The 17144-nt window shown below is 28.6% G+C and carries 10 protein-coding genes; 6 read left to right on the top strand and 4 right to left on the bottom strand.

What is annotated here, in order from left to right; all coding sequences use genetic code 11:
• The first annotated feature begins 8 nt into the window (after nucleotides 1-8).
• Nucleotides 9-1343 (top strand): phosphoglucosamine mutase, encoded by a 1335-nt coding sequence (glmM, locus tag NLO413_RS02105; protein ID WP_045808887.1) that lies wholly within the window; start codon nucleotides 9-11, stop codon nucleotides 1341-1343.
• Nucleotides 1344-1598: 255 nt separating this feature from the next.
• Here glmM and NLO413_RS02100 read toward each other — a convergent pair whose 3' ends face one another.
• A complete protein-coding gene (locus tag NLO413_RS02100) occupies nucleotides 1599-2948 on the bottom strand; it encodes a dihydroorotase (protein ID WP_045808886.1) in 1350 nt (449 codons plus the stop codon).
• Nucleotides 2949-2978: 30 nt separating this feature from the next.
• Nucleotides 2979-3614: a phosphopantothenoylcysteine decarboxylase domain-containing protein gene (locus NLO413_RS02095; protein WP_045808885.1), complete on the bottom strand. Its 636-nt coding sequence runs from the start codon at nucleotides 3612-3614 to the stop codon at nucleotides 2979-2981.
• A 444-nt stretch (nucleotides 3615-4058) separates the two neighbouring features.
• Here NLO413_RS02095 and fumC point away from each other — a divergent pair, with 444 nt between their 5' ends.
• Nucleotides 4059-5468, top strand: a complete 1410-nt coding sequence (gene fumC, locus NLO413_RS02090) for a class II fumarate hydratase (protein ID WP_045808884.1) — start codon at nucleotides 4059-4061, stop codon at nucleotides 5466-5468.
• A gap of 453 nt (nucleotides 5469-5921) precedes the next feature.
• Complete coding sequence (eplA, locus tag NLO413_RS02085; RefSeq protein WP_045808883.1) at nucleotides 5922-6221, top strand: adhesin EplA; 300 nt, start codon at nucleotides 5922-5924, stop codon at nucleotides 6219-6221.
• Nucleotides 6222-6855: 634 nt separating this feature from the next.
• Here the strand turns inward: eplA and carB are convergent.
• A complete protein-coding gene (gene carB, locus NLO413_RS02080; RefSeq protein WP_045808882.1) occupies nucleotides 6856-10119 on the bottom strand; it encodes a carbamoyl-phosphate synthase large subunit in 3264 nt (1087 codons plus the stop codon).
• Between the two features lie 267 nt (nucleotides 10120-10386).
• Here carB and NLO413_RS02075 point away from each other — a divergent pair, with 267 nt between their 5' ends.
• A complete protein-coding gene (locus NLO413_RS02075; protein ID WP_045808881.1) occupies nucleotides 10387-11361 on the top strand; it encodes a hypothetical protein in 975 nt (324 codons plus the stop codon).
• A gap of 499 nt (nucleotides 11362-11860) precedes the next feature.
• Here NLO413_RS02075 and folP read toward each other — a convergent pair whose 3' ends face one another.
• A complete protein-coding gene (folP, locus tag NLO413_RS02070) occupies nucleotides 11861-12670 on the bottom strand; it encodes a dihydropteroate synthase (RefSeq protein ID WP_045808880.1) in 810 nt (269 codons plus the stop codon).
• Nucleotides 12671-13837: 1167 nt separating this feature from the next.
• On the opposite strand from folP, the gene NLO413_RS02065 reads away from it, so the two are divergent.
• Both NLO413_RS02065 and NLO413_RS02060 read left to right on the top strand, forming a co-directional pair.
• Entirely contained in the window at nucleotides 13838-15640 is a 1803-nt protein-coding gene (locus NLO413_RS02065; protein WP_045808879.1) for a type I secretion system permease/ATPase, read from the top strand.
• A 333-nt stretch (nucleotides 15641-15973) separates the two neighbouring features.
• Nucleotides 15974-16948, top strand: a complete 975-nt coding sequence (locus NLO413_RS02060; protein ID WP_045808878.1) for a quinone oxidoreductase family protein — start codon at nucleotides 15974-15976, stop codon at nucleotides 16946-16948.
• Nucleotides 16949-17144 lie beyond the last annotated feature (196 nt).

Here is a 17144-nt window from a genome sequence, read left to right as displayed (position 1 = left end):
TAATATATATGTTAAAAAGTATTTTTGGAACAGATGGAATAAGAGGTAAGATAAATTCTTATCCTATGAATGCAGAAACAATATTAAAATTAGGTATGGCAATAGGAGTAGAATTTCGGAGTGTTACTAATAGGGTTATTATTGGTAAAGATACTAGGGCATCAGGATATATGCTTGAAGCAGCATTAGTGTCTGGATTTACTTCTATAGGAATGGATGTTAGTTTAGTAGGAATAGTTCCTACAGCTGCTGTTTCTATGTTAGTAAGATACTTAGGTGCAGATATAGGATTGGTTTTATCTGGATCTCATAATTTATATTTTGATAATGGTATAAAAATTTTTGATAATAATGGATTTAAATTATCTGTAAATGGTGAGCGGTTAATAGAATCAAAAATTATGACAAATTTAAATTATGCATTAGCTTCACCGAGGAATATAGGTAAAGTTTATGTTATAGATAATGCTGACGAGCATTATATAAATTTTGTGGTAAATACTTTTCCTAAAAGATTGAATGTCTCTAACATAAAGGTTGTTTTGGATTGTGCTAATGGTGCAGCATGTCATGTTAGTAAAAGGATATTTTCCATGTTGGGAGTAAATTTAATAGTTATAGCAGATAAGCCTAGTGGATTTAATATTAATGAAAATTGTGGTTCATCTTATCCAGAAAATATTGCACGAATAGTTAGAAAAGAAAATGCTAATATAGGTATTTCTTTTGATGGAGATGCAGATCGAGTTATTATATGTGATGAAAAGGGAAATGTGATAGATGGTGATCAAATTATTGCTGGTATTGCTAAATATAAGAGTGCTCAAATACAAAATTTAGGTGTTGTAGCAACTATAATGTCTAGCCTATCTTTAGATGAATATATGAAAAATTTGGGCATAAGATTATATAGATGTGCAATAGGTGATCGTAATGTTATGGAAATGATGAAAAAATATTCCTGTAAAATTGGGGGTGAAAAATCAGGACATATTGTATTAAGTGATTACGCGACAACTGGAGACGGGTTAATTACTGCTCTACAGATTTTGTGTATTATTGCTGAAACAGGAAAGACAACAGGTGAAATATTTCAAGATTTCATTCCTATGCTGCAAGTTAACAAAAATATTTTGTGTAAGCATGATTTTGATATTAATAACAAGCAAGTAAAACTTATAGTACAAGATGCAGAGAATGCTATAAAAAACAATGGTAGAATATTATTACGTAAATCTGGGACAGAAAAATTGATAAGATTAATGGTTGAAGGTGATAATATAGTCTTAGTAAAAAAAATTGCTAATATATTATATAGTCAATTAAAAGAAATTATAAATTAACGTGGAATGCTTGTATTAATGAAAGTTATTTTTTGATATTTGATAATATAAATTGAAATATTTGTATTAATTAGCTGAATAGTTAGTTTCTTTTTTTAGTAAATTTTTTATAAACGTTGCTTAGGTTTTATTTTTTTAATTTTGATGTTTACTTTTTATGAGAATTATTATAAATCGAGTATTTAGTGATAATTTATTCTGTTAATTATATATCCTATGGAGTAGTAGTATTTGTTTATTTTATATATGGGTGGTTTATTTAGACTTTAAGCGTGCTTGATAAGTAGTCTTTCCAGCAACTATAGTTCGTAAAGCTATACCTTTAACTTTTCTATTGTGAAAAGGAGAATTTTTTGATTTGCTAGAGAATTTGTCAACATTAACAACCCACTCATAATCTGGATCAATGATTACAAGATCTGCAATTGCATTTTTTTGAATTCTGCCTTTTGGAATTTTTATAATTTCTGCAGGCTTATTTGTTAATTTTGATAATACATCAATTAATCCTATTTGTTTATTATGATATAATTCTAGTGATAACGGTAGCATTGTTTCTAACCCAATTATGCCAAAGGCTGCAGTATCTATTGGCAGATACTTGTCATTTTTACAATGAGGTGCATGATCTGTAGCTATGCAATCTATTGTACCATCTTGTAACCCTTTTATCATGCTTAAGCGATCATTTTCAGTGCGTAAAGGGGGATTCATTTTTGCTAGTGACCCTTGTTGCAGAATTTCATTTTCATTTAAAATAAAGTGATGAGGTGCTACTTCACATGTAATGTTTAATCCTTTTGCTTTGGCTGCTTTTATATAATTTAAAGAATCTTCTGTTGAAATATGAAGTACGTGATAATGTACATCATGAATATTTTTCATTAATATTATATCACGATTAACGATAATAGATTCTGCTATATCTGGAATACCCTTTAATCCTAATTCATAAGAGATTTGTCCTTCATTAATGCACCCACCATTTGATAAATGAAGATCTTCTGCATGTTGTGCAATGACAACATTTAGCATGCTAGCATAATTTAATGCTTGCTTCATTAATAAAGAATTCATAACAGGCAATCCGTCGTCAGTAAATCCTAAAGCTCCTGCTTCTTTTAATAATGCCATATCACATAACGACTTACCGGATTTTGTAATAGATGCATAAAATTCAATATTAACGTATGAAGTTTCAATAGCTCTCATTTTAATGTATTTTGCTGTAACTACGCTATTAATAGGTGGGCAAGTATTTGGTTGACATACAACTGTTGTTATTCCACCTGCAGCAGCTGATTTACTACCAGTATGTATGGTTTCTTTATGCTCATCTCCTGGGTCACGAAAGTGTACATGAATGTCAATAATACCGGGCATTAGTATTTTTCCATCACATTGTATTACTTCATCAATGCTACTAGGAATTCCATTTGCAAACAGATTAGGACCAAAATCAACAACTTTTTGTCCTTGAGTTAACAATGTACCTTTTATATCTAGCTTAGAACCTGGATCTATAATTCTTGCGTTAACATAGGCGACCTTGTAACCATCACGCTGGCCACTACCTAATAATTCCCAAGATTGTTCAATTGACATGTAGTTTTCTTTACCTTATTAGCGATTAACCTATATGTTAATATTTAAGTAGTCAATAATTTTTTTTGTTATAAGTTTTGCAGTATCTTTTTTTGTCATTAAGTGAAAAGAATCTATATTGTCTTTTGTAATAATTGATATTTGGTTATAATCACTTCCCATAATTTTTTCATTATTGACGTAGAGATTATTGCTAATGATCCAATCGCATTTTTTATTAATGAGTTTTTCTTTAGAAGATTGTACTAAATTTTCTGACTCAATAGAGAAACCAATTATTAACTTTGGTCTTTTTTTGTTAATACTAATGCACTTTATGATATCAGGGCTATAATTTACATCGATTGCATTGATTAAGCATTTTTTTATTTTATGTTTCGAGTAATAAGGGATCCAATCAGTTACAGCTGCTGTAAAAATTGCTATATTTACAGGTAATGAATCTATACAGGCTAGTAGCATTTGACTGCAAGTTTCTACGTGTATTATATTATATTTATTTTTAATAGGTAGGTTAACAGGACCTGATACGAGTGTTACATTCCATCCAATTTCACTCATATGTTCTGCGAGTGCGTAACCCTGTTTGCCAGATGAATTATTAGAAATATATCTTATTGGATCAATATATTCCTTAGTTGGGCCAGCGGTTATTAATACATTCATATACTGTGTATATTTAAAATAACTTTGAGCATAGATATTAACTTAAGAAATTAATTGTAACAAATAGTTTTTATAAATAAGTAATTATCAAGTTAATTTAATAATTTTTGGCTCTGTGTTTATATTTTAGGTTATTAGTAAGAGTTATAATCAAGCACAAAAAAAATGTAAAAGTATACTACACCATTTACTACAACGATGTATACGAGGTTATTATAGAAGTATTGCCCTTTTAAAGGGAAGTAGAAGATTTCTAGGTAAACATAGACTTGTTATCAGTTTGTAAAAATAGTTTTAAATTATGTTATGAACCTTAAGAAGTATGGTGTTGCTTATTATAAAATGAATATAAATTGTATTCATTTAAATTTTTTAAAAGTGCTATTTTTAGCATGGACAATTACTATAGATTGGCGTAAAATTATAGGCTAACTTGAGTACTTAATGGAAAAAATAATGCATAAATTTAGAGAAGAAACAGATAGTATGGGTAGTGTTAATGTTCCTAGTTATCGTTATTGGGGAGCACAAACACAACGCTCTATTGATAATTTTAGGATTGGTACAGAAAGAATGCCACAGTCTTTAATTAGGGCTTTGGGTGTTGTAAAATTAGCTGCAGCGCGTGTTAATATGAATAATAATATTATTAATAAAAGTATTGGAGATGCAATTTGTGCTGCTGCTCAGGAAGTTATTGATGGTAAATTTGATGATGAATTTCCTTTAGTGGTTTGGCAGACTGGTTCTGGTACCCAAACAAATATGAATGCGAATGAAGTTATAGCAAATCGAGCTATTGAAATATTAGGTGGTATGAAAGGTGATAAGTCATTTGTACATCCTAATGATCATGTAAATTGTTCTCAATCATCTAATGATACATTCCCTACCGCTATGTACATAGCGATAGTATGTGAAGTAAAAAGATGCTTATTGCCAAGTCTTAATGTTTTGTATGATATTTTATATTTTAAGTCTGAACAATTTAAAAATGTTATTAAAGTTGGGCGTACACATCTTCAGGATGCAACTCCTTTAACTTTGGGACAAGAGTTTTCAGGTTATGCATTTCAGATAAAAAAAAGTATGGAGCGTATAAATTCTTCGATAATAGATGTTTATGAATTAGCTCAAGGTGGAACGGCAGTAGGTACAGGTCTTAATACCATAATAGGATTTGGAGAAAGTTTTGCTAGAGAAGTAGAAAAAATTACTGGAATTGAATTTGTTTCAGCAGAAAATAAATTTGAAGCTTTGGCTGCTCATGATGCACTTGTTGAGCTTAGCGGTTCTTTAAATACAACTGCTGCTAGTTTAATGAAAATTGCTAATGATATTAGGTTGTTGAGTTCAGGTCCAAGGTGCGGGATAGGAGAAATTACACTTCCAGCGAATGAGCCAGGTTCTTCAATCATGCCAGGTAAAGTGAATCCTACTCAATGTGAAGCAATGACAATGGTTTGTGCACAAGTAATGGGTAATCATACAACGGTTACCATCGGAGGATTTAGTGGGCATTTGGAATTAAATGTTTTTAAGCCTGTAATGGCTTATAATACTTTACAGTCTATTAGATTATTGTCAGATGCGAGTGTTAGTTTTGCAAGAAATTGTATTGAGGGTATACATCCTAATGTAGAACGTATAAGTTACTTATTAAATCAATCTTTAATGTTAGTGACAGCGCTAAATAAACATATAGGATATGATAATGCAGCAAAAATATCAAAGTATGCTTTTGAAAATCATGTAACATTAAAGGAGGCTGCTATAAAGCTTAATTTTATAAGTAGCGTAGATTTTGATAAAATTGTAAGACCGGAAAATATGATATCTCCTCAGTTAGATTAGTTGTGATATATCTTTGAATTATATGTTGTTTAAGTTTTACTACTTATAGTAAGCATCTATTTTATAAGGGGATGGTGTAATTTATTGTATTGCTGATGTATGTTAATATTAATGCAAAGGTATTTTAGTGTATGATAGTGATCATGGATAGTAGTATATTTTGAAAATTAGCGGTATCTTTTTTTTATTTAAGTTCTTGTTGTTAAGTATGATGAATTATTAGTAATAATTATTGTAAAGTTGTTACGAATATAGCTGTTGATAATGTGAGTTTGGGTTACTTATACAACTAACTTTTTATATTACATAGTGATTGTGAATAATGCTTTGTTAATAAAAGAATGATATTATAAATAAGTGATATTAGTGATATACAATATGTATTGTTCTTGATTGACATTCGTGTATTAATAAAATATGATCCAATCATAGTTTTTTAAGGTTGATATTGCTATGACAGATGATTATAAAGATATTGTAAAACAATATATGGACACTGTGAAAGAAATAGTTGGTGATAGTAAAACTTTTGATGAAATATTTTCTTCAATAATGAAAATACAAGAAAAAGCTCTTACCTCAGGTAATAAGGAAGAAAATCAACAAAGTGATAATGTACAACAAATAGCATATAATGATAATGCTATTAGTAATGATGCATATCAAAAGTTATTAGATGAAATAAAAGTTATAAAAAAGCGATTGATAAGACTTGAACGCAAGGTGCTTCAGCCTAAAGTGGAAGAAAATTAGAAAATTATTTTATATAAAAAAAAATGTAAGTCATTTTTATTTCTTTAGTATATTGATATTTATTATTTGTGTTTTTATTTAAATTCTAACTAAGTTCTTTATATTTCTTTATTTTTATAACACTTATTGTTTTATATTATATAATAAGTTATTACTGTTAAGGTATAGCATTGTTAAATACCTTTATGTAATATTTATTTATGTTTGATATTGGCCTATAAAATTTAATTTGTATTAATTGATATGTAATAGATGTAATTATCATTTACGTAATGGCTAATGTTATATATTGATATATTGAGTATAAAATGATGTTATATAAATCTTGAGTGTATTCTTTCTGTACTCAAAGTATTTTAATTCACATCAAGTTATTTTAGAGTATAGTATTTATTTTATTAAGAGCTCTAATATTTATTTTTTGGGTTAAAGTCATAGATGTAATTATCATTTATGGAATAGCTAATGTTCTATATCGGAATAATTTTATATAAATCTTAAAGCATATTAATATTTATACTCAAAGCATTTTAATCCATATTATGATTAATACTTTTCAGTTATTTGAATATTATAAGTATTTGTGTTTATTAAGAGCAATTTTATATTTAGTTGGGAAGAATACTATTATACGCTAATTACCTTCAAAGGTTATACCAATATTGTTAGTATTAAAGTACTCTTGTATAGGCTTAACTTGTAATCCTTGCATTTTAAAATGTTTAATTGCAAGTGCTAAAGCCTTTGCTCCTGGTATTGTTGTACTATATGGAATTTTTTTTAGTAAAGCAGTAGTTCTAATACTGCTACTTTCTGAGGTTGATTTAAGACCTTCAGAGGTGTTAATTACTAAACTTATTTGTCCATCTTGTAACATATCAATTATATGGGGCCTTCCCTCTCTTACTTTGTTAACGTGCTTGTTTTTAATTTTTAAACTATCAAAATACTTTGATGTTCCTGTTGTAGCAAAAATTTCAAATCCTATATCTAATAATATTTGTGCAATTTTTGCAGCTTCTGGTTTGTCACTATCTTTAACTGAAATGAAGGCCTTTCCTTGAGTAGGTATTTCGTATCCTGCTGATATTTGAGATTTAGCAAATGCTATTTCAAAAGATTTGTCTATACCCATAACTTCTCCTGTAGATTTCATTTCAGGTCCTAGTAAAACATCTGAATTTGGAAATCTTGAAAAAGAAAAAACAGCTTCTTTTATTGCAACATAATTAATATTTAGATTATTTTGATTAATATATAATTTTTTACCTAGCATTATTTCTGTGGCTATTTTTGCTATAGGAATTCCTGTTGCCTTTGCAATAAATGGTATGGTTCTACTAGCTCTTGGATTAACTTCAAGTATGTAAATGTCTTGATTTTTAATGGCATATTGAATATTAATTAATCCTTTTACTTGTAATGCAAAAGCTACTTTTTTAGTGTATTCTATTATTTTGTTGATAACTTCTGTATGTAAGGTATGTGGTGGGATTGAGCATGCAGAATCTCCAGAATGAATACCTGCTTCTTCTATATGTTCCATTATACCGGCTATATAGACATTGTTACCATCACAAATAGCGTCTACATCTATTTCTACAGCATTCGTGAGAAAACTATCTATTAGGAGAGAGCCATGCTGAAAGACATTTTTATGCTTTTCTAAGTATAACAGTAATCCACTCATATCATATATTATGGACATAAACTGTCCTCCTAACACATATGATGGGCGCAATAATAGAGGAAATGATATTTTTTCTGCATTAAATATGGTTTCTTTTATAGAATTACAAGCAGTGCTGAGTGGTTGCTTTAAATTAAGTTGTATTAATAACTGCTGAAATTTCATTCTATCCTCTGCCAGATCGATAGAATCAAAGCTTGTTCCAATTATATTAATGGATTTTTCTTTTAGGATCTTAGCTAACTTTAAAGGTGTTTGTCCGCCAAATTGTACTATTACATATACAGAAGCACCTTTTTCTTGTTCTTTGTATATTATATCTAATACACTTTCTCTTGTAAGGGGAGAAAAATATAATCTATCAGATATATCGTAATCAGTGGATACAGTTTCAGGATTACAATTTATTATAATTGCTTCATATCCCATTTCTTTTATAGCATATGCCGCATGTACACATGTATAGTCAAACTCAATTCCTTGACCTATACGGTTAGGGCCACTGCCTAATATAATAATTTTATTTTTTTTTGTTACATTTGCTTCACATTCTGGATCATTAAGTATACTTTCTTCATAACAACTATACATATATGCAGTATTTGATTCAAATTCTCCTGCACAAGTGTCGATGCGTTTGTATACAGGCTTAACTGATAAACTTTTTCTTAAATGTTCTATATAGTCAATAGTATTGTTACTTAATTCTGCCAATCTACTATCAGAGAATCCCATTTTTTTAAGATGTATAAGATCTTGTTTATTGTGTGGTATGCCATTGTTTTTTATAATTTTTTCATACTTAATAATGTTTTGAATTTGTATTAAGAACCATGGATCGTATCCAGTTATTTTATTAATTTCTTCTATACTTATATTATGTCTGAGTGCATCAGCAATTATTAATATTCTATCAGGTGATAATTTAACAAGATATTCATAAATTTGATCAGTACTTACATTTTTATCAAAAAACTCATTTAATCCGTTTAATCCAATTTCTAAAGAACATAAGGCTTTTTGTAATGATTCTGTAAAAGAGCGTCCTATTGCCATTACTTCTCCTACGGATTTCATGGATGTTGATAACTCTTTATCAGAGTCTTGAAATTTATCAAAATTAAACCTTGGTATTTTGACTACTATATAGTCCATTGTTGGTTCAAATGAAGCTGGAATTTTAGAGGTACAGTCATTCATTATTTCATTCAATGTATATCCTATCGCTAATTTAGCAGCTACTTTTGCAATGGGGAATCCTGTTGCTTTTGATGCAAGTGCTGAAGATCTAGAGACTCGAGGATTCATTTCAATAACAAGAATTTCTCCTTCTTTTTTGGGATTAATAGCAAATTGTACATTTGAACCTCCAGTTTCTATACCTATTTCTCTAAGAACTGCAAAAGACATACTGCGCATTTTTTGATATTCTATATCACGTAAGGTAATCGCAGGAGCTACTGTAATACTATCTCCGGTATGAACTCCCATTGGGTCGATATTTTCTATAGAGCATACTACAATGCAATTATCCTTGCTATCCCTCATTACTTCCATTTCAAATTCTTTCCATCCAATTATGGATTCGTCTACTTGTACCTCTGATATTGGAGACATACTTAGGCCATGTTTCACAATTTTATAAAATTCATCTTTATTATAAGCTATGCCACCACCTATCCCTCCTAATGTAAAAGATGGTCTAATTACAGCAGGTAGTCCTATATATTCAACAGCAGCATCAATCATGTCTATATTTTGAATTATTATTCTTTTTGGATATTTAATATCTATATTATCCATAGATTGACAAAATAAATTGCGATCTTCAGCTTTTTTGATAGCATTTCTGTTAGCACCTATTAGCTGTATATTATATTTGGCTAATATTTTCTGATCTGATAGTTCAATAACTGCATTCAAAGATGTTTGTCCTCCAACAGTAGCTAAAATAGCATTAGGTTTTTCTTTGATAATGATTTTTTCTATAATACTAGGTACTATGGGTTCAATGTAAGTTGCATCTGCTAATCCAGGATCAGTCATTATTGTTGCAGGGTTGGAATTGATAAGTATTACTCTATATCCTTCCTTTTTTAAAACTTTACATGCTTGAGTGCCTGAATAATCAAATTCACATGCTTGACCAATAATTATTGGACCAGCACCTATAACTAGTATACTTTCTATATCTGTGCGTTTTGGCATTGTATCTGAAATAATAACTTCTAATATAGATTATATTACTATGTAATTTTGCAAAAAAACACAGTAATAATTTATTAAACTGTAATAGTGTAAAATATTATAGTGTATTATAAAGCATTAATACTACTTTTAAGTATAGTTCTATAGTTTTCTAAAATTATTATTTTTTACAAGAATATTTTTAGTATGTGAATTATTTATAACTTTACCTTTATTAAAAAATTAAGTATTACTTTGAAAGTAACAAACTTGTGAGAAGTTAATATTATGATATTACATTTAGATACAGATCTAGTTATAAAGGATGTAAATAAGATCGTAGGTTACTGTATTAATTCTAAGATAAGCAAATCGGTAAAAAAGAAACTTGCATTTGTTGTATTACGAGATGAATACAATTATAATGCGATAGAAATGCTAAAAAATGCATTAATACAGGCTGTGTTTGCACGATTAGTTAGTAAAAATCTTTCACATAATGAACACTATAACAAAGCTATTAATACTTTGATAAACAAAGTTATAAGTGTTCATAATACATATTGTTGTGATGATGTTGCATATCAAAGAAGTATGAAGAAGTATAATATAGCAATAAAAAAAGCAAATGAAAAGATTAAAAAATTATTAGATTATTTTATGAATCATAGAGGGATAATATGTAAGTATGGGATGAGTGAGGATGAGCTGAAAAACGTTTGCGAAGATATAGGGCTTAATATAGCTGATTTGGAGCTTATATTAAATAATGGTCCACATGATGTACTTAAAATGATGTTTGGAATTGCACTTAAGAAAAGTATTATATTGCATAATTTTTTTGACAATTGTATTGATGCACAGAATGTAAATAGCTACATAAAAATTATAGATTATGTGATTTTTCATGAGAAGAAGGAGATATGTAAGTTATCAGATAAGATTGTGTGGGATAGGTTGTTGTATACTTGTGTTGCTATGCTGCAAAGTATAATGTTGGTATGTGGAGCTATATGTATAGTTTGTAATAATAATAAAAGTACACAATGGACTGCTGCTTTATTTACAGGACTTACATTTGCATTTATGGGATTGCAATGTTATGTATTTTCGTTGGTTCTCAAAGATAATCATGCATACCAGGATAAATTGCATAATTTTATTGCTGGTTTGCAGGATATTTTGTCTGATGTTGATATATCTTATTATGATACTAATAGTATCGAGGAGCATAGACATAGTAATTCTGGTTTAAAGTTTTAGATTGTATTCTGATGTGTGTAACTGCTGGTTTTTTAAATATATTATAAAAAATAGCTTATTATTTATTTTGGGAATTAATTTATGTAAGTAAATACTAAAAAAATTCATCTTTAGTGTTTCTGTTAGGTGGTAATGCTGATTGTTAAGGGAAATAGCTTTAAAATAGTACCAGGATTATATTACATTAATATGTATTAGGAGGAAGAGAAGTATTATTTATATATTTGTGTATGAAAATTATTTTTCTAGATAAGAAATATATAATTTTTGATTTATTGATGCACATTAAGATACTTATGATATTAGAAGTATAAGATAGATATTTGTAAATTAATGCTAAGGTTGCTATATGTATGAATAAACTCTATAATAGGCTAAATAGATAGCTTTCTAACAAATGTTGTAAATAACATATATTACTAGTTGTATGCTTTTTAGCATTACTGTATAAGGTCTTTTTTTTAATTACGATAAATTTTGTGAAGCAATTTTCTTTAAATTATGTTTGTAGTAGTTGATTCCAAATTTTAAAGGTTTGTGTATGTAAATATAGGTTATGTACTCTTATGAAATCTATGTTCTTTTGCATTAAAAATGTTGATATTATTGTAGTAGCGTAATCGCGAAAATCATTATTTATTGATAGTGCTGATAACATAGACTTGCGTGAATGTCCAACACATATAGGTAAGTCAAGTATTTTAAGATGTGTGATATTTTGTATAATGTGCAATGACTGTTGGGCAGTTTTACCAAATCCTATTCCTGGGTCAATTATAATACGATTTGCTTCAATATTTGCAGATATTAGTTTTTCTATACGTTGTTTTAGCCATTGTATTATTTCTTCTATGGGGTCATGGTGTGCTGGAATGACTTTATTTTTATCTGCAGGTATTCCTAAATTATGCATAATTATAATATTAGCGTTACTGTCTTTTATAACAGGTATCATTTCAGGATCTGATAATCCGCTAACATCATTGATATAATCGGCTCCTAATTGAGTTACTTTATATGCTGTTACTGCATTTCTAGTATCTATGCTAACTTTAACTTTCTTATTATGTGCGATTGTAATTATTTCTGATATTACATCCTTTATACGATTCCACTCTTCTAATGGGGATAAAAGTGTTGCATTTGGACGTGTAGATTCTGCTCCTATATCAATGATATGTGCCCCATTATCTATTAGACTTATTGTCTGTGCTATAGCAGCTTCAATGCTAAAAAATTTTCCTCCATCTGAAAATGAATCCGGAGTAATATTTAGTATGCCGAGTATTTTTGTATTAATTTTAGACATTGAAATTACCTCTAAACTAGAGTAGCAAACCATAGAATATTTAATACTAATTTTTAGTAATTGTACGATTTTTTTTTATAAAAGCTATTATCAAATGAGGTATATGTAACTAGACAATAGAGAAATGAATAATAGTCACTTAATAATTAACATCCATATAATTTTTATAAGTTTTAAATGTTTTTTGTATTGTATTTCTTAAATTTTACTGAATTTTTTGCTATTAGTTTGCTGGTGATTAAATTAGGAATATAAAAATCATTACAATGTTTTGTTATGGTAATTTATATTATAAAAAGGGAATTACATGATCGATCTATCCTGATAAAAGCAGTAGTTTTGGTATAAATTGTTTTACATGTATTAATTTAAAGTATTTATGTACATAAGTAACATATTTTAAAATTGTGAGGTTTATATTATCATGCACATGTGAATTTAAAGTTAATCTAATTGTATTCCTATTGTAAGTTACTTGGCATGAGAACTCTCACAATGCTATGTTGGTGGAATGAATAGCCAATTTTTAGCCAAAATAGCTATTGATAATAGTTATTACATTAAGTCTTTAGAATATACAGGAGCAACAACAATTTATAGTTCTTATGGGATATTATTTATGTACATAGTTTATTGATAAGTTTGTGAGAAAGTTGCTAATAGAGTTATAAGGTTTGATAATAACTATTTTAATATAGAAAATTATAAGTGAATTATAAAATATGGACTTATTAAAAATTTTTGCATTAAATTAATCCAAAAATCAATATAACCTTTTATTTATGCAAGATTTACCTAATAAAAACTGTTGCCAGAAGAATTTATCTAAAAAATAAAACTGCTGCAATAAATGATATGAATTGTAGTGCTATTCTAATAATCATGATTTTATTTTTGTGCTTTATATAAAAGTTATTATTGATAGACATTAATACAATTCCTGACATTAGAGAGATTATAGTCAAAGATATTAAAATTAAAATTACTGTTAACGATATTATGCTGTTATACATTTTTATTACATAAATATATTGATATTTTACTATATTGTGTACTTTATGCTAAGTAAATTTTTATATAAGATTTTATTTATTAGCTTATTGGTTATGAGATAAGATTATGTTGGAGAGTTGAATAAATATTATTATTAACTTTAGAGGTATATTTGTGGATGGTGTAAGCTTTAATTTGACTGCAATAAAGGAATTGAAAAAAAGTGTGTTATATTGCACATTAGATAAATGTAAAAGTGTATTTTGGTTTATTTTTTGGTTTAGTTCTGCTATTAATTTACTAATGTTGTTTTTGCCTCTTTATACTTCTCAAGTTTTAGATAGAGTACTTTCAAGTGGTAGTATATCTACGTTAACAATGTTAAGCTTAATTACAATAGGAGCATTTGCATGCTCATCAATTTTAGAAATATGCCGCTCTTTAGCTATGTCAAGAGTTGCAGATTGGATAGATAAAGAAGTGGTGCCAGATTTAATTGTAAAGTCAATTAGCTTAACATCAATTAAGTCTTCTACTTCAAGCGGTGAAGTAATACGTGATTTAGGAAATGTAAAAGGATTTATTACAGGATTTGGGATATTTTCGTTATTTGATATGCCTTGGGCAATATTATATTTAATTGCAATATTTATGATACATTATATTACTGGTTATATAGCAATATTAGGGATTGTATTGTTAACATTAATGGCAGTATGGAATGAATTAGCTACAAAGAAGATACTTCAAGAATCTCACGAAGAGAATGTGCGAAATATTAATGCTATTGATATAGCAAGTCGTAATGCTGAGGTGGTAGAAGCCATGGGGATGGTTAAACATATAGTTGCTGATTGGTCGCAGAAAAATTCTCAAAATAGAAAAATGCAAATAAAAGCGCAGAACCGTTCTAATATTATTATGGGTATTACAAAGTTTACTAGATCGATTTTGCAGATTTCAGTAATAGGCATAGGTGCATTATTAGCTGTAAACGGACATAAAACGGCTGGAGGAATTATTGCAGCATCAATTTTAATGGGGAGAGCTTTAGCTCCATTTGAAGCTGCTATTAATACATGGAAAATGCTGCTTGCAGCGAGGATATCTTATAGGAGATTACAGGCTTTATTGTTAGCATCCCCTAAAAGGGAACAATCTATGGTTTTACCTTCCCCAAGAGGTGTAGTTACTTTTGAGCGTGTATTTTTTACACCATATGGTGGGAATAAACCTACTATTAAAGGTTTATCTTTTACTGTAGACCCTGGAGATATTGTGGGAGTTATAGGTGCAAGTGCATCTGGAAAATCAACAATGGCAAAATTACTTGTAGGAGTGTGGAAACCGATATCTGGGGTTGTTAGATTAGATGGTGCTGATGTTTATACATGGAATAGAGAAAACTTTGGTAATTATATTGGGTATTTACCTCAAGATGTGGAATTATTTAATGCTACAGTAAAAGTGAATATTGCTAGGATGGTTGCTGATCCTGAACCTGAAAAAGTTATTAAAGCTGCTAAAATTGCTGGAATTCATGAAATGATATTAGGATTACAAAATGGATATGATACAATTATTGGTAGTGGGAGTATTGTTTTATCTGGCGGCCAAAAGCAAATGCTAGGTCTAGCTAGAGCTTTTTATGGAGATGTCAGACTTTTAGTTCTTGATGAGCCAAATGCTAATTTGGATGGTGCTTCTGAAGGAAGATTAGTTAATGCACTGCGATATGCACAGGATAACAAAATCACTACTTTTATTATGACGCATAAAGTTCAATTATTAAATGCTGTTACCAAAATTATTGTGATGAATGATGGTATAATGGGTGCTATGGGCCCTAGAGATGAAATTATGAGTCAATTTACACAATCTAAAACATCAGATAATAAAAAAGATACTGATAAACAAAAGAGTAATATAGAAAATACAGTTGTTAGGCAGGATAATAAAATAGTAAATAATGAATAGTGAATAAATGTAATAAATAGGTTACTTTGCATATTGATTATGCTTTTTGTTAATAAGAAGATTTCATAATAATGGGAGTTTATACAAAAATTATAATAACTCTTAAAATATAGTTAGATTTTCTTTTGATGTGAAGATTATTTATGTTAGTGGTTATAATAAATTTTTTACTAGATATGGGTTATATTGTAGAGATGGTATATATAGTAATGTATAAAGATTATTACATATTTTTGTATAACGATAATAATATGGCTAATTTTTATTAGGAGTTATTATTTAATGTAAATATGGTTTATTATAATTTTACTTTTAGTTGAGTTGAGCAAAAAGATGGTAAAAGCTATTATTATTAATAAGGTAGGTGGTCCTGATGTTTTAAAATATACTAATGTTAATGTAAAAGATCCTGCTGAATATGAAGTATTAGTTAGACATACAGCTATAGGGCTAAATCGTTATGATGTTGAGTATCGTAGTGGTATACGGAAAAATAAAAATTTGCCTACTATTTTAGGAGTTGAGGCAGTAGGTGTTGTAGAAAAATTAGGTAGCGCTACTGAAGCATTAAGTGTAGGTGATCGTGTTGGCTATTGTACAGTTCATGGTGGAGCCTATTCTGAAATAAGAGTTATTAATCAAAAATACCTATTTAAAATTCATGATAGTATTACGGATGAAGTAGCTGCAGCAGTTTTATTAAAAGGTATGACTGCCCATTATCTTATTCATCGGGTTTATGATGTACGTCCAAAAACTTTTGCCTTGGTTTATGGTATGACTGGAGGTATTAGTCAAATATTATGTCAATGGGCAGTATATAAAGGATGTCAAGTTATAGGTGCAGTAAGTTCTGATTACCATATAGATATGGCACGAAAATATGGATGTTCGCATGTAATAAACTATAATAATGATGATTTTGTAAATAGAGTTATGGATATTACAAAAGGAGCTGGTGTTAATGTAGCTTATGATCCTATAGGGTTAATAACACATAAAAAGGCTTTTGAGTCTTTGTGTGTTTTTGGCTTATATGTTTCTTATGGACAAATATCCGGTCCTATTTCGAATATTAGTATAGCTATGTTAAGTTCAAGGTCATTATTTGTTAGCTCTCCTATAATACATCATTATAAACGGTCAAGACTTGAATTAGGATTAAGTGCTATAGAAATTTTTGAAATGATAAAAAGAGGCTATATTAATGTTAGTGTGAATAAAATGTATAAGTTTAATGAAATGGGAAAAGCTCATAAAGACTTGGAAGATAGAAAATTGACAGGATCAAATGTTATAATTTTTTAAAATAGGAGATATTAATAAATTAATATTGTTAAATTTAAATAATTACTGCATTTGTACCCACATTAAGTAATTAGACGCGAAAATATGGCGTCCTATAAAAAGTAAATTAATGTTAACGGTAATACTAAATTTAATATGAGTTGCTATAAGATGCTATGTATTAGAAAAATGTATTAGGTTACTAACATTTACAGAG

Origin of the sequence: Candidatus Neoehrlichia procyonis str. RAC413 (assembly GCF_000964795.1) — a bacterium.
GTDB lineage: Bacteria > Pseudomonadota > Alphaproteobacteria > Rickettsiales > Anaplasmataceae > Neoehrlichia > Neoehrlichia procyonis.
The sequence above is the reverse complement of the archived record's forward strand: the minus strand, read 5'-3'. Positions and strand labels throughout refer to the sequence as shown.

Bases quoted from the DNA above. Each gene is read 5' to 3' on its own strand.
- eplA (WP_045808883.1), top strand. From the start codon at position 5,922: ATGACAGATGATTATAAAGATATTGTAAAACAATATATGGACACTGTG.
- NLO413_RS02075 (WP_045808881.1), top strand. From the start codon at position 10,387: ATGATATTACATTTAGATACAGATCTAGTTATAAAGGATGTAAATAAG.
- NLO413_RS02060 (WP_045808878.1), top strand. From the start codon at position 15,974: ATGGTAAAAGCTATTATTATTAATAAGGTAGGTGGTCCTGATGTTTTA.
- fumC (WP_045808884.1), top strand. From the start codon at position 4,059: ATGGAAAAAATAATGCATAAATTTAGAGAAGAAACAGATAGTATGGGT.
- carB (WP_045808882.1), bottom strand. From the start codon at position 10,119: ATGCCAAAACGCACAGATATAGAAAGTATACTAGTTATAGGTGCTGGT.
- folP (WP_045808880.1), bottom strand. From the start codon at position 12,670: ATGTCTAAAATTAATACAAAAATACTCGGCATACTAAATATTACTCCG.
- NLO413_RS02100 (WP_045808886.1), bottom strand. From the start codon at position 2,948: ATGTCAATTGAACAATCTTGGGAATTATTAGGTAGTGGCCAGCGTGAT.
- glmM (WP_045808887.1), top strand. From the start codon at position 9: ATGTTAAAAAGTATTTTTGGAACAGATGGAATAAGAGGTAAGATAAAT.
- NLO413_RS02095 (WP_045808885.1), bottom strand. From the start codon at position 3,614: ATGAATGTATTAATAACCGCTGGCCCAACTAAGGAATATATTGATCCA.